This is a genomic window from Reinekea marinisedimentorum (assembly GCF_004341165.1).
GTDB classification, from domain to species: Bacteria; Pseudomonadota; Gammaproteobacteria; order Pseudomonadales; family Natronospirillaceae; genus Reinekea; species Reinekea marinisedimentorum.
Window position 1 is genome coordinate 64,470 of record NZ_SLZR01000005.1, and the last position, 13,372, is coordinate 77,841.

The 13,372-nt window shown below is 51.6% G+C and carries 14 protein-coding genes; all 14 read left to right on the top strand.

Annotated elements, in window-relative coordinates; genetic code table 11:
• Positions 1-60: 60 nt before the first annotated feature.
• The 14 genes from BCF53_RS19195 (at position 61) to BCF53_RS07535 (ending at position 13,363) form a co-directional block, all read left to right on the top strand.
• A complete protein-coding gene (locus BCF53_RS19195) occupies positions 61-216 on the top strand; it encodes a hypothetical protein (protein ID WP_165901842.1) in 156 nt (51 codons plus the stop codon).
• Positions 216-3,167, top strand: a complete 2,952-nt coding sequence (locus BCF53_RS07475; protein ID WP_132701034.1) for a sensor histidine kinase — start codon at positions 216-218, stop codon at positions 3,165-3,167. The genes BCF53_RS19195 and BCF53_RS07475 overlap by 1 nt, the downstream gene beginning before the upstream one ends.
• A gap of 60 nt (positions 3,168-3,227) precedes the next feature.
• On the top strand, positions 3,228-4,685 hold the full coding sequence (locus tag BCF53_RS07480) for a sigma-54-dependent transcriptional regulator (RefSeq protein WP_132701035.1): 1,458 nt from the start codon (positions 3,228-3,230) through the stop codon (positions 4,683-4,685).
• Positions 4,686-5,293: 608 nt separating this feature from the next.
• Positions 5,294-6,637, top strand: coding sequence for a polynucleotide adenylyltransferase PcnB (pcnB, locus tag BCF53_RS07485; RefSeq protein ID WP_132701037.1), 1,344 nt, complete (start codon positions 5,294-5,296; stop codon positions 6,635-6,637).
• Positions 6,634-7,119: a 2-amino-4-hydroxy-6-hydroxymethyldihydropteridine diphosphokinase gene (gene folK, locus BCF53_RS07490; protein ID WP_132701038.1), complete on the top strand. Its 486-nt coding sequence runs from the start codon at positions 6,634-6,636 to the stop codon at positions 7,117-7,119. Before pcnB ends, folK begins: the two co-directional genes overlap by 4 nt.
• 99 nt (positions 7,120-7,218) lie before the next feature.
• A complete protein-coding gene (gene panB / locus BCF53_RS07495) occupies positions 7,219-8,016 on the top strand; it encodes a 3-methyl-2-oxobutanoate hydroxymethyltransferase (RefSeq protein WP_132701040.1) in 798 nt (265 codons plus the stop codon).
• 49 nt (positions 8,017-8,065) lie between these two features.
• On the top strand, positions 8,066-8,908 hold the full coding sequence (gene panC / locus BCF53_RS07500; protein WP_132701041.1) for a pantoate--beta-alanine ligase: 843 nt from the start codon (positions 8,066-8,068) through the stop codon (positions 8,906-8,908).
• Positions 8,909-9,094: 186 nt separating this feature from the next.
• Complete coding sequence (gene panD, locus BCF53_RS07505) at positions 9,095-9,475, top strand: aspartate 1-decarboxylase (RefSeq protein WP_132701043.1); 381 nt, start codon at positions 9,095-9,097, stop codon at positions 9,473-9,475.
• A 365-nt stretch (positions 9,476-9,840) separates the two neighbouring features.
• A complete protein-coding gene (locus BCF53_RS07510; protein ID WP_165901843.1) occupies positions 9,841-10,368 on the top strand; it encodes a prepilin-type N-terminal cleavage/methylation domain-containing protein in 528 nt (175 codons plus the stop codon).
• A 112-nt stretch (positions 10,369-10,480) separates the two neighbouring features.
• Positions 10,481-10,924 carry a prepilin-type N-terminal cleavage/methylation domain-containing protein gene (locus BCF53_RS19530; RefSeq protein ID WP_132701047.1) on the top strand — a complete coding sequence of 148 codons (444 nt, stop codon included), beginning with the start codon at positions 10,481-10,483 and terminating at the stop codon, positions 10,922-10,924.
• A gap of 53 nt (positions 10,925-10,977) precedes the next feature.
• A complete protein-coding gene (locus BCF53_RS07520) occupies positions 10,978-11,511 on the top strand; it encodes a pilus assembly FimT family protein (RefSeq protein WP_132701241.1) in 534 nt (177 codons plus the stop codon).
• A complete protein-coding gene (locus tag BCF53_RS07525; RefSeq protein ID WP_165901844.1) occupies positions 11,495-12,076 on the top strand; it encodes a prepilin-type N-terminal cleavage/methylation domain-containing protein in 582 nt (193 codons plus the stop codon). Before BCF53_RS07520 ends, BCF53_RS07525 begins: the two co-directional genes overlap by 17 nt.
• Before the next feature lies 1 nt (position 12,077).
• Positions 12,078-12,941, top strand: coding sequence for a type II secretion system protein (locus BCF53_RS07530; protein ID WP_132701050.1), 864 nt, complete (start codon positions 12,078-12,080; stop codon positions 12,939-12,941).
• Positions 12,938-13,363 carry a hypothetical protein gene (locus BCF53_RS07535; RefSeq protein ID WP_132701052.1) on the top strand — a complete coding sequence of 142 codons (426 nt, stop codon included), beginning with the start codon at positions 12,938-12,940 and terminating at the stop codon, positions 13,361-13,363. Before BCF53_RS07530 ends, BCF53_RS07535 begins: the two co-directional genes overlap by 4 nt.
• Positions 13,364-13,372: the final 9 nt, after the last annotated feature.

Here is a 13,372-nt window from a genome sequence, read left to right on the forward strand (position 1 = left end):
CTTATTCTCCAGCCAGCACGGTAAACTGCTGGCTTTGTTATTTCGGCCCCCTGCCCGCTCATGTTTATTAAGCTGATTATTTTACCGCTCTACATCGTATTGCCGTTTTCCCTGACATGGTTCGACTCGAGAACCTACTGGTACATACCCTTTGTACTCTGGCTCATCGGAATAGTCGTGAATGCTCTGGTTGAGCGCTCCAGAGGCGAGTACTGATGACATTCGATTGGGGTTACCTGGTACTTGCAACCGTTCTGTACATTGGCGCGCTATTTTTAACGGCCTACTTTGCTGAAAAGGGTAAGATTCCGGATCAGGCGCTGAAGCATCCGCTGGTCTACATTCTGGCCTTTGGGGTGTGCTGCAGCTCGTGGACATTCTATGGCGCTGTGGGCATGGCCTATGAAATCCAGCACGGTTATCTGGCCTTTTATCTGGGGCTTTCCATACTGCTGCTGTTCTCGGCGATCATCATACGGCCGCTGTTTAATCTGGCGAAGAATTACCAGCTTTCCTCGCTGGCCGACCTCTTCGCCTTCCGCTACCGTTCGCGCTGGGTTGGCCTGATCACCGCAACCGGCGTCTTCTTCGCAGTTTTGCCACTGCTGGCCATGCAGATTCAGGCGATTACAGACGTTATTACCATACTCGACCCGGAAGCCCATACCCGCTCTATTGCCCTCATCATCAGTGGTATTCTGCTGTACGTTACCATCCTGTTTGGCACCCGCAGCATCAAGCCCAGCGAAAAGCACCGCGGGCTGATCTTTGCTCTGGCCATTGAAGCCCTGATTAAGCTGGTCATTCTTCTGGTGATCGGCGCTGTGGCGGTGGGTGAAATTGGCGGCGGTATCGGCCCGATGCAGCAATGGGCGCAGGCAGCCCCCAAAAATCTGCTGCAGGATAATTTCCTCAACCCGATGCAGTGGTTCTCGCTGTTGCTGCTGTTTGTAACGGCCCCTCTGGTGCTGCCGCACCTGTTCCAGATTCTGTTCCGCGAAAGCTCCCAGCCACGAAGAATGCAGTACATTACCTGGGCTGCCCCGCTCTACCTGTTTTTGATGGCGCTACCGGTGTTGCCGATCATGTGGGCCGGCATTCATTCCGGCTCTAGCCTGAGCCCGGAATACTTCACGCTGGCCGTCGGCCTTTCCCTGGAAAGCCCGGCCCTGGTCTGGCTGACGTTCTTCGGCGGGTTGTCTGCCGCCTCCGGTGTTACCGTGATTGCCTCGCTGTCTATGTCCAGCATGCTGCTCAACCATGTGGTACTGCCATTTAACAAGCCCACCATGGATACCGACATCTACCGCTGGCTGATCTGGGTGCGGCGCATGCTCATCGCCACCGTTTTTGTCTGCATTTTTGGCTTTTATGTATTCCTCAATCAGGTCCATAACCAGTCGACTCTGCTGATTACCTCTTACACCGGCCTGTTGCAGATGACGCCCGGCCTGGTCGGACTGCTGTTCTGGAGCCGGGCAAACCACAAGGCCTTTATTGTCGGCGTTTCCGTTGGCCTGGCATCCTGGTTTATCCTGCAGCTGTGGCCGGTTCTGAGCGACAGCCTGTCACTGGTCACGCGCTTACCACTGCAGTTTGCTCTGGACGGCAACAGCTGGACACAGGTGGTGCTCTATTCCATCAGCCTTAACTCAATCGCCTTTGTTGTGACTGCCCTGCTGACCAAGTCTTCCTTAGAGGAACAGAGTGCCGCGGAAATCTGTGTGATCAGCCGCGTTGACCGCCGTCAGCGCCTGCCGCTGAAGGCCAAGAACGCGCGCGAATTTGTCGAATCACTCACCAAGCCGCTGGGTCAGGTCATGGCTGAACGTGAAGTCAACCGGGCTCTTGCCAAACTGCGGTTGGACCTCAGCGAATACCGCCCCTACGCCCTGCGCCGGCTGCGCGACACCATTGAAGCGAACCTTTCCGGCATGATGGGGCCATCGGTAGCGCAGGCCACTGTTTCACGCTACCTGCCTTACGAGAAGGTTGAGGCCATCCGCAGTGAAGACATCCACTTTCTGGAACAGAATCTAGACAACTATCATTTCCAGCTTTCTGGTATGGCAGCAGAGCTCGACCGGCTGCGCCGTCACCACCGCGAAACACTGTATCGACTGCCAATTGGTGTGTGCTCACTCACCTCAGACGGTGAAATCCTGCTGTGGAACCAGGTGATGACCGACCTGACCGGCATTCGCGAAGAACAGGCCATTGGTGCCAGAGTCGAATCCCTTCCCGGGCAATGGTACGACCTGCTGGACAGCTTCATTGGCGGTTCGGAAGAGAAAATCACTATTGAACAGGAAGACCCGGAAGATCCACGCAATAAAAAGTGGTTCAGCCTGCATAAAACCCGCTTCGGTAAAACCAGTACCGAGCTCAATGAAGGTATTATTCTGCTGCTGGAGGATGAAACCGAATATAAGCGGCTGGAATCCGAGCTGGTGCATTCAGAGCGTCTGGCCTCTATCGGCCAGCTGGCTGCGGGCATTGCGCATGAGATTGGCAACCCCATTACCGGCATCGATTGCCTGGCACAGGATTTAAAATATACCGAGAGCCCGGAAGAGGTTGTCGAAATTGGCGAGCAAATTCGCCTGCAGGCCGACCGTGTAACAAAAATTGTACAGTCACTGGTGAATTTTTCTCACTCCGGGCAAAACAACAAGACCGAGCACCACCCGCATTCGCTTGCGCGCATTGTTCAGGATGCCATCGACCTGCTCTCTCTTTCCCGCGATGAAAAACAGATTATCTTCGTCAACGAAGTGCCGGAGCAGTTTGAAGTCATCTGCGAGCCTCAGCGCCTGGCCCAGGTCTTTATCAACCTGCTCGGAAACGCCCGTGATGCCAGCCCTCCGTATGAAAAAGTGATTGTTGATGCGGTTATCGAACCTAAGCGTGAAACCCTGAGCATTACCGTAACCGACCGCGGAGCCGGCATTAAAGAAGACGTTATGGACCACATTTTTGACCCGTTCTTCACCACCAAGGAAGTGGGTAAAGGTACCGGTTTGGGGCTGTTTTTGTCTTACACCATCGTTGAAGAGCACTATGGCCACATCAGTGCCCGCTCACCGGTTTATTTACTCGAAGGTATTGGCACACAATTTACGATTCGGTTACCCTTACACACATCTGTTACCTCGGGTAACACCTAAACTATCACGGGTGACAACGGGTAATAGATATCAGCTTAATAAATGGCTTTGGGGGTACAGATGGGTGACATTTTAATCGTTGAAGACGAAAGCATTATTCGGTCTGCATTAAAACGATTACTCGAGCGTAATAAATACCGGGTAACTGAAGCCGAATCTGTTACCGAAGCCAGCCAAAACGATCTGGACAGCTTCGACCTGATCATCTCAGACCTGCGCCTGCCGGGCGCACCGGGCACCGACCTAATCACTGCCGCAGCCAACACCCCCGTATTGATCATGACCAGCTACGCCAGCATGCGCTCCGCTGTAGACGCCATGAAAATGGGGGCCGTCGATTACATCGCCAAGCCGTTCGACCATGAAGATATGATCCGCACCGTTCGGCGAATTATTGAAGAAGCCCGCAACCGGGCAAATGCCCCGGATGAAGAAATAACCGAAGAAGAGGCCGACAACAGCGAAAAGGAAGTCTTCCTTGAAGAGGACGGCAAGCGCGCAGCCCTTGGCGATATGGTCGGCAGTTGCGAGCCAATGCAAAACCTTTACCGAAGGATTCTTCGGGTAGCACCGGCAGACATCACGGTACTTATTCAGGGCGAGTCAGGCACTGGTAAAGAACTGGCTGCCCGCGCAATACACCAACACAGCTTGCGCAAAGATCACCCGCTCATCTGTGTAAACTGTGCCGCTATCCCTGAAAGCCTGATTGAATCCGAGCTTTTCGGCCATGAGAAAGGCTCCTTCACCGGCGCCAGCACAGCAAGGCAAGGCCTGGTTGAAGCCGCTGAAGGCGGCACTCTGTTTCTCGATGAGATTGGCGAACTGCCGATGGAAGCTCAGGCGCGCCTGCTTCGTGTTCTGCAGGAAAACGAAGTACGCCGGGTTGGTTCTGTGCATGCCCGCAAGGTTGATGTTCGCTTGGTTGCAGCAACCCACCGAAACCTAAAGAAGCTGGTCAAAGAAGGCCTGTTCCGTGAAGACCTTTATTATCGCCTTCAGGTCATTGAGATTGCCCTGCCGCCGCTGCGCGATCGCATGGAAGACGTTATCGATATTGCCGAGCACCTGGTTTCCAAGCACTGCCGCCGCATGAAACTCGATAAAATTCTTCGCCTGACCTCCAATTCCCGTAAGTTAATGATGAGATACGATTGGCCGGGTAACATTCGTGAGCTGGAGAACGCCGTTCAGCGCGCCATCATTCTTTCAGATGACGGCCGGGTACACAGCGGTGACCTGGGTATTTCTCAGGATGACTGGGAGATTCCGGCAACACTGACCACGCCGCACTCTGCGGCGGTTACCCCGATCGATGCCAAAGATGCGGAGCCGCAGCCCTCCTCTGAGGCCGATGACCTGTCGCTGGAAAGTTATTTCCATCACTTTGTGATTGAACATCAGGATGCCATGTCAGAAACCGAACTGGCTCAAAAACTGGGAATCAGCCGCAAGTGCCTGTGGGAAAGAAGGCAACGCCTCGGCATTCCCCGCCCTAAAAAAGCAGCCAGCCGCTAACACCCGCCCTTCAGGCTGTGCACACAGCCGCATCAGTAACGTTTCATAGATGCAATAACACCCGGCAGTAACAACTGCCGGTAACACCGCCCTATTGCGCCAATTTTCCGGCTCTTACATTTACTATTCCCACATCTAATCCTTACATTCGTAACAATCGTGTTGCCCAGTAACGTTACTGAGATGTTCGGTAACAGCAGCAGGTAACACAACTGTTCACTTTTTAACCAAATAGTCTTAAGCTATTGATATATAAGGACTTTTATCAGTTGGCACAGCACATGCTATTACTAATATGCAAACGCAGGTCAGCCCACCAACAAAAACAAAAACCGGGCAACCTAGTAGAATGGCAGCCCCGCCTAAAAACAAAAATAAGGGGCAGCTTATATTGAGCAATATGAAAAATAAAAATAAGAAACAAGAATAATAAGCTCTACGTCCCCTGCAGAAAGTGCTGTTACGGCCGGTGAATTCACCGGCTGGCTCCTCTCTTGCACATTCAGCACTCCCTGATAGACCAATCATTTCTGACAAAAGTAGCACCCTAGAGCGAAGTTCTATAAACTGCGCGCTTCTTTTATTCTCCCTTTCAGATTCTCAGGTTCATGGTCGTTAAATGGATTAAACGCTGGCTGAATCAGCCAGAGCAACATAGCAAACTCATTGAAGTCGAGCGCGATGACCATCAGGTCTCACGCAAGAAGGTCAGCCACAACGCCTTAAAGGTACTGTATCGACTTCAGAACTCCGGCTACGAGGCCTACCTCGTCGGCGGCTGCGTCCGTGATATTCAGCTTGGATTCACGCCAAAAGATTTCGATGTTGCGACCAATGCAACACCTGAAAACATACGCAAGTTATTCAGTAACTCGCGCATTATTGGCCGCCGCTTCCGCATCGTTCACGTCACCTTTGGCCGCGAAATTATTGAAGTCACCACCTTCCGTGGCGAAGCCAACGAGGACCATTCCGACCAGAAGCAATCCTCTGAGGGCCTGCTGCTGCGAGATAACGTCTACGGCACGCTGGAAGATGACGCCAAGCGTCGCGACTTCACCATAAACGCCATGTACTACACGCCGAAGAATTTTTCGATTCGTGCTTACCCGCAGGGTATGAAAGACTTGGCTGAGAAGAAGATCCGCATTATTGGTGACCCGGAAACCCGTTACCGTGAAGACCCGGTTCGCATGCTGCGGGCGGTTCGCTTTGCAGCGAAACTCGATTTCACCATTGAGCCAAAAACTGAAAAGCCCATTCGTGAACAGGCTCCACTGTTGACGCACATTGCTCCGGCACGCCTGTTTGATGAAGTAATCAAGCTGCTGATGAGTGGCAAGGGTCTGGAAACCTGGCGATTAATGCAGAAATACGAGCTGGTTGAGCCTTTACTTCCGCTGACTCACCAAGTGCTGCAAACGCAGAGCGACCAGCACTTCGATACCTTTATCGAAAAAGCACTGATCAATACCGACAAGCGCATCAATGCCGGCAAACCAGTCACACCGGCCTTCCTGTATGCCGCGCTGCTTTGGCCAGCTGTTCGCCAGCAAGCCGAGCACAACATGGATATGGGCTCACCGGAAATGCCCGGCTGGCACAAAGCCATGGGCCAGGTTCTGGAACGTCAGGTTAAGACTATTGCTATTCCCAAGCGCTTCTCACTACCGATGAAAGAAATTTGGGAGCTGCAGCTACGACTGCCGAAGCGCAGTGTAAAACGAGCTGAACAGCTGGTGGGGCATCCACGCTTCCGTGCGGCCTATGATTTCGTTCTGCTGCGGGAAGAATCCGGTGAAAACCTCAACGGATTGGGGCAATGGTGGACCAACTATCAGGAAGCCCACCCAGATCAGCGCGCTAAACTGGTTAATAATCTGCGCAGTGACCAAATGCAGAAGCGTAAACGCCGACGCCCGCGCAATAAAAAGCCTACTGAACAATCATGAACAAGGTCTATGTTGCTCTGGGCAGCAACCTGGGCGTACCTTCAGACTATATCCAGCAAGCCATCACCCGGCTTGCCGGCCTACCGGCAACAGAACTGCAACAGGTATCGCCCTGGTATAAAACAGCCCCTGTTGGCGGCCCTAAAGACCAGCCAGACTATATAAACGCAGCCTGTCTGCTATTGACAGAGCTAACCCCTGAAGCGCTACTGACCCATTTACAGGCTATCGAAACAGATAATGGCCGGGTTCGGGAAGTTCGCTGGGGTGCCCGCACTCTTGATCTCGACATCATCTGGTATGAAGGCTTCAGCAGCAATGAAGAAAAGCTCAGCGTTCCGCACCCGCGGGCACATCTGCGCGCCTTCGTTCTGCAGCCACTGATTGATTTAAACGCCGATTTTAAATTACAGGGCTCAAGCCTGAGCGCCTTGTTGACCGGAATTGATGATCAGGCCATTGAGCCTTTCACCAACGGGTAACGAATTCTTACCGTGTGTTCAGGTTGAATGACCCAGCTCCCTTGACTTATTTAGAGCAAATGGCAACCATTCGCCCAAATCAATAAGAGCACGATGATTATGCCAAAAGCTATCACAGTTCCAGCCATTAAAGCGATGGCCGCAAACGGCGAGAAATTTACAATGTTGACCGCCTACGATGCTACCTTCTCCAGCCTGCTGTCCGGTCTCGGTGTTGAAACCCTCCTTATTGGGGACTCACTGGGCATGGTCGTACAGGGCCAGGAATCTACCCTGCCTGTCAGTGTTGACGAAATGGTTTACCACGTTCAGGCCGTAGCCCGCGGCAACAAAGGCGCCCTGCTCGTTGCCGATATGCCATTTAACTCTTATGGCACCGTTGAACAGTGCCTCGATACCGCCGGAAAACTGATGCAGGCCGGTGCTCACATGGTAAAACTGGAAGGTGGTGCCTGGTTGTGTGAATCCGTTACTGCCATGAGCCGCATGGGCATTCCCAGCTGTGTACACATGGGCCTAACGCCACAGTCGGTCAATAAGTTCGGCGGCTACAAGGTTCAGGGCCGCGAAGACGACGCAGCAAAAGCCATGATTAATGAAGCCGTGGCGGTTGCTGAAGCCGGAGCAGACTTTATTCTGCTGGAGTGCGTCCCTTCTGATCTTGGCAAAGCAATCACCGAGGCCGTTCCGGTACCCGTTATTGGCATTGGTGCGGGTAATGATACCGATGGCCAGGTACTGGTCTGCTACGACATGCTGGGCCTAACACAGCATCGCCTGCCGAAGTTCGTGAAGAACTACATGCAGGTGCATGGCAATTACGAAGCCGCCGTCACTGCCTATATTCAGGAAGTTAAAGCGAAAACCTTCCCTTCAAAAGAGCACGGCTTCGAATAAACGCCTCTGGCTTACAGTTTATTAATTTTAAGGCATTCAGGTAATCAATATGCAGGTTGTTTCTAATCTGGTCGATTTACGATCAGCTCTTGCGGAAGTAAAAGCGCAGGGCAAAACGGTTGCTTTCGTCCCCACCATGGGAAACTTACATCACGGCCACTTAAGCCTGATTAAAAAAGCCCGAGAGCACGCAGATTTTGTGGTGGCTTCAATCTTTGTAAACCCCACTCAGTTTGGTGAAAACGAAGACATCGACAACTACCCCAAAACGCTGGAAGCAGATAAAAAACATCTCATTGAAGATGGCTGCAACCTGCTCTACCTGCCAAACGCCACAATAATGTACCCAGAGCCAGACCTCACAAGGGTTCAGGTAAACCGCATTACCAAGCTGCACTGTGGTGCCAGCCGCCCGGGGCATTTTACCGGCGTAGCAACTATTGTTCTTAAGCTGTTTAACCAGGTGCAGCCGGATGTCGCAATATTTGGACTGAAAGACTTCCAGCAGTTCCGCGTGATCGAGATGATGGTCGAGAACCTGTTCCTGCCCATCAAAATTGTGGGGGTAAACACCGGTCGCGCTGAAGATGGCCTGGCACATAGCTCACGCAATAACTACCTGACAGCCAATGAGCGGGAAATTGCACCCACGCTGTACGCCACCCTGCAAAAGGCCGCTGAAGATATCCGCGCGGGCAAAGACAGCTTTGATCAGATTATCCGGCATGCCAAAGAGGCACTGCACAATGCCGGTATGACGCCAGATTACTTCAATATCAGCCGACAGATAGACCTGGAACCGGCTGAAGAGAACGACAAGCACCTGGTGATATTGGCAGCAGCCTTTTTAGGAAAAGCAAGGCTTATCGACAACATTACCGTTGAGCTGTAAAAGCATTAAAAATCTGAAACTTAATGGCCGTTTTTGATTTCAATTTAATGACAGATACGTAAAATGCTCGCCTAAGTTACGCCTTGGCACCCAGCCGGGGCGTTTTATTTTCGTACGAAAAGACTCAGAAATTAGTTTGTGTGCCTATCTACATCGCAACCGACCTAATGCTTTAAGGGGACTGCTATGAATTTGATTATGTTAAAGGCGAAGCTCCATCAGGCTCGCGTGACTCACGCCGTACCTGACTACGAAGGCTCCTGCGCAATTAGCGGTGACTTACTCGACCTGGCCGGTATCAATGAATACGAACAGATTCAGATCTACAACGTAACCAACGGCAAGCGCTTTATCACCTATGCCATACGCGGCGAAGACAACGAAGGCATTATCTCCGTGAACGGTGCCGCAGCCCTGAAAGCCAACGTTGGCGACTGCATCATCATTTGCGCATACGCCCACTTCAAAAAATCTGAACTCGAAAACTTCAAACCAAGCATGGTGTACATGAACCCGGATAACACTGTTAGCCACACCGCTAACGCCATCCCTGTTCAACTGGCTTAACGCCACAATTCTGGGGCTGTTAACGCTGACAGCCCTCGCCTTCTGCACTACACAACCCCTGCCAACCCCAGCTCATTAATGATTTTCGATCAGGTTTTGAAGAATCCGTAAACTTTTCTATGCTGATAACCAATGCCAGTGAAGTGCCGCACGTTATAGCATTCCGGCAGAAAGCTGACCACCTGCGTCACCTTTGTCAAAATATCGACAGCTTATGAATAGCCAACTTGAAATAAGCATTTAGCATAATGGCTATCAACGCCACAAATGACGCGGATGAATTAAACTATTGCCAAAAGCGTGATACCTGTCACACTTTTTGCTAACTCAAAGCAGGTAACTAAATTTTTATGAGCAGGCAGCAGATGACAGGTTCAACACTGCGCGGCTTTACTGCCATAGAGTTAATGGTCGTTGTGGTCATTATCTCAGTGTTATTGGTTGTTGCCATTCCAAGGCTGCTGAAGGTAGAGCAGCAAGCGGAAGTTGCCGTGCTCAGTAATACGCTGGGTAGCCTGAAATCCACTGCCAGGATTGCAGAATCCAAAGCGGTGGCACAGGGTGTATCGCGCGATGGCAATGTGCAGATACTGGGGAAAACCGTTTACTTCCATAACGGCTTCCCGGTTGCACGAGCGAACATTATCGGCGAGGGCGCCCCCGGGAGCTTTTCCGGCATTGTGGACATTATGGAGCTAGATGGCGATATAAACGTCCACTACAGCGACCAAACAGAAATATTAAGCCGTGCCTTTGTTCAGGGTGTCTACCTAATTCTGGAACTGAACGGCAAATGCGTAAGCTACCGCCCACCACAAACGGACGGCAAACTACCTGAATACAGCGAAGGTATTTTCACCTTCAATGAAGAGAATTTAACGTGCACGCCTTAGTGCATGTGAAGGATCAAAGCTAAAGCAATTTGTTAATAATTGTTTTGTCTTTGTTTATTAACTCACTACACTCAAAGTGTTATTTGAACTTGAACTAACAGGGTCACCTATTATGAAAAAACAAGCTGGTTTTACTCTTATTGAATTGATCATGGTTATCGTGATCCTTGGTATTTTGTCTGCGTTTGCTCTGCCGCGGTTTGCGGATTTGGGTTCTGAAGCACGCGAGGCCACATTAGAAGGCGGGATTGCAGCAGTTCGCTCTTCGGCAGCAATTGCTCACGCCACCGCCTTAGCTCAAGACATAGATTATTCTACCGGTACTGCTACTGTCGACCTCGACGGAGCTACAGGATTAGGCCTTTCAACCGGCGGTTATCCCGATGCAGACTCATCACTTACATCAGGCATAGGCTTAGCCGCACAGCTAAGCGACGATTTCACGATTGGCACTCCAGCATCTGGTGTTGTAGTAATTCAACTTCAAACTAACTGTAGCTTTGAATACGACGAGTCAGATGGTTCCGCTAGTAGTGAAGTGGTAAGTGGCTGCTAAAACGAGCAATATTGGCAGTGGTATATTCATTGCCACAGCTTAGCTGACACTATATGAACAAAAACCGAGGCTTCACCGTCATAGAACTCGTTACCGTGATCATTCTACTCGGTATCCTTTCGGCGGTGACATTGCCCCGGTTTTTTTCTGCCTCCAGCTTTACCGATTCGTACGCAAAATCTGAATTCGAGAACGCCCTCAGCTGGGCACGCAACAGGGCGGTCACCTCGAATTGCACCTATGAAATGCGCTTAACCGATTCCGGCTGGGCGGTTTACCGCGATAACGAATGCTCCACCACCGATACAGAATCCGGCTGTTCTACTGTATTAAAGATGTCTGAACCGGCCAGCGATGGCGCCGGTATTCCTCTAACCGGGGAATCACCCTACCTGCAAAATAGCAGTAGCAGCCCGCAACGCTTAGTGTTTTTTGCCACCGGCGAGCTGGAAATAAAAAGTTCACTGGCCAGCGGCAGCTGTACCGCCAAAACCGGTACACCGGCAACTTCCGGCACAATAGCCCTGCAACCGAATAACCGCACGCTTTCTTACGATGGAACCACGGCCTATGTTGAAGTTCAGTAAGGCGCAGCAGCGGGGCGTTACCCTGGTTGAGATGATCATTGCCATTGTCATCATCTCCATTGCCGCGGTTGCGCTGCTGCAGGGCCTGGGCCAACAAACGCGTAATAATGTAGACCCCATGATTCAAAGCCAGGCCCAAATGCTGGCACGACAATACCTGGCGGAGGTATCGACCAAATCGTTTTTTGACCCGAGCGGTGACCCTCGCCTGGACCCGAACCTTTCCGAAGCGGAAGTCAACAATGCCATTTCCGACCAGAGCGAATCATCCAATGCGAATCGTGCCTTATGGAATAATCTGTACGAATACGATGGCTATTCAAGCGCCATTTACGAACTGAATGGCACCACGCCAGTGAGCGGCCTTTCCGGCTACAGCGTTGCTATTGATATCGACATCAGCAATGGCCTTGCGCTGGGCACACTCAGTAACAGCGCCACCTGCCCGCCGGTGATTGCACTGATTGAGGTTGTGGTTACCGACCCGCGCAACCAGCAGACCAAACTCAGCGGCTACCGAACCGCTTACTGGGACCCAACCGATTACTTCAGCGGTGGTTGCTGATATGAAAAAACCAAACCCTAAACAAACCGGCTTTACGCTCACTGAACTGATCATTGTTATTGTGATCATGGGTATTCTCGGTGCGGTGATTACACCGCTGATTGGCAATAAGTTTTCTGCCGCCTATGACTCCACACAACGAGCTGGCTGGGTACAACAGGCCGAGTTTGCCCTGGTCCATATGCGCCGCGACCTGGCCAACAGCGTACCGAACTCGGTTTATATTGATGATGGCAACGACACTAACGTTGAGTTCTTAACCGCACCGGCAAGCATTGCCGTATATGCCGCCCGCTACCGCGATAAAAACTATGTTCCCTACGATAACCTGAAGCTGAATAACGATGATGGCTTCGATATTTTTGGCAGTTATTCCGAAGTGCCAGGCTATGTCAGCGTTGGGCTTAGCAGTGCCAGTGACATTTGGGAGGCAAGCTTAGGCGATCTGGGCAGCCTACCGAGTAACATTCCGATTACTGAAGTTGCCAGCAGCAGCACTGGCAGCGGTGAAAACAGCAGCCCCATTGCCACCATTGTTCTAGGCAGTAGCCATACGTTTCCCGATCACTCCAGCTACTACCGCGCCTATTTTTTTGACGGCATCGTCGGTTACCAATGCGACGCCTCCAGCGGCTACCTGTACCGCTACAGCGGTTACGATTCATTAGATTCAGCAGCAACCTTCTCTACCCGCACCTCAGGCGGCCAGCAAGACAGGGTCATTTCCAACGTGCAGTCGTGCTCATTTGAGCTGATCGGCGGCTCCGTTTATAACCCGCCGGCGCTGAGAGTCGAAATTGAAATTGGCAACAGCGAAGAAAGCATTCAGCTGGTCGATACCATTCTGTTGAGTAATGCCTCATGAATAACCACCCAACCCATCCGCAACGGCAGCAAGGCATTGCGCTGATCGCCGCCATTTTCCTGGTGGTGATCATCGGTGCTGCGGTGGTGTTACTCGGCACACTCAGCTTACGTAACACCGAACAAACCACGCAATCGCTGTTACAGATGCGCGCACAACAAGCCGTTGCTGCCGCTCAGGAATATGCAGTGCAAAGCCTGATAGCAACAGACGGTAGCAGCTGTTCAACTACACTGAATGGATCAACGGTCAACATCAGTGAATTCAGTAGCTACAGCATCGAGCTCAGTTGCACAGCGAACGATTACAACCGCCCTTCGCAGCAGATCACGCTCTATTCGCTGGTAGCCACCGCCGAATACGGCAGCATCGGTGATGCAGATTATGTTTGGGCAGAACTTGAAACATCCGTTGAGTTTTAAGGGCATTAT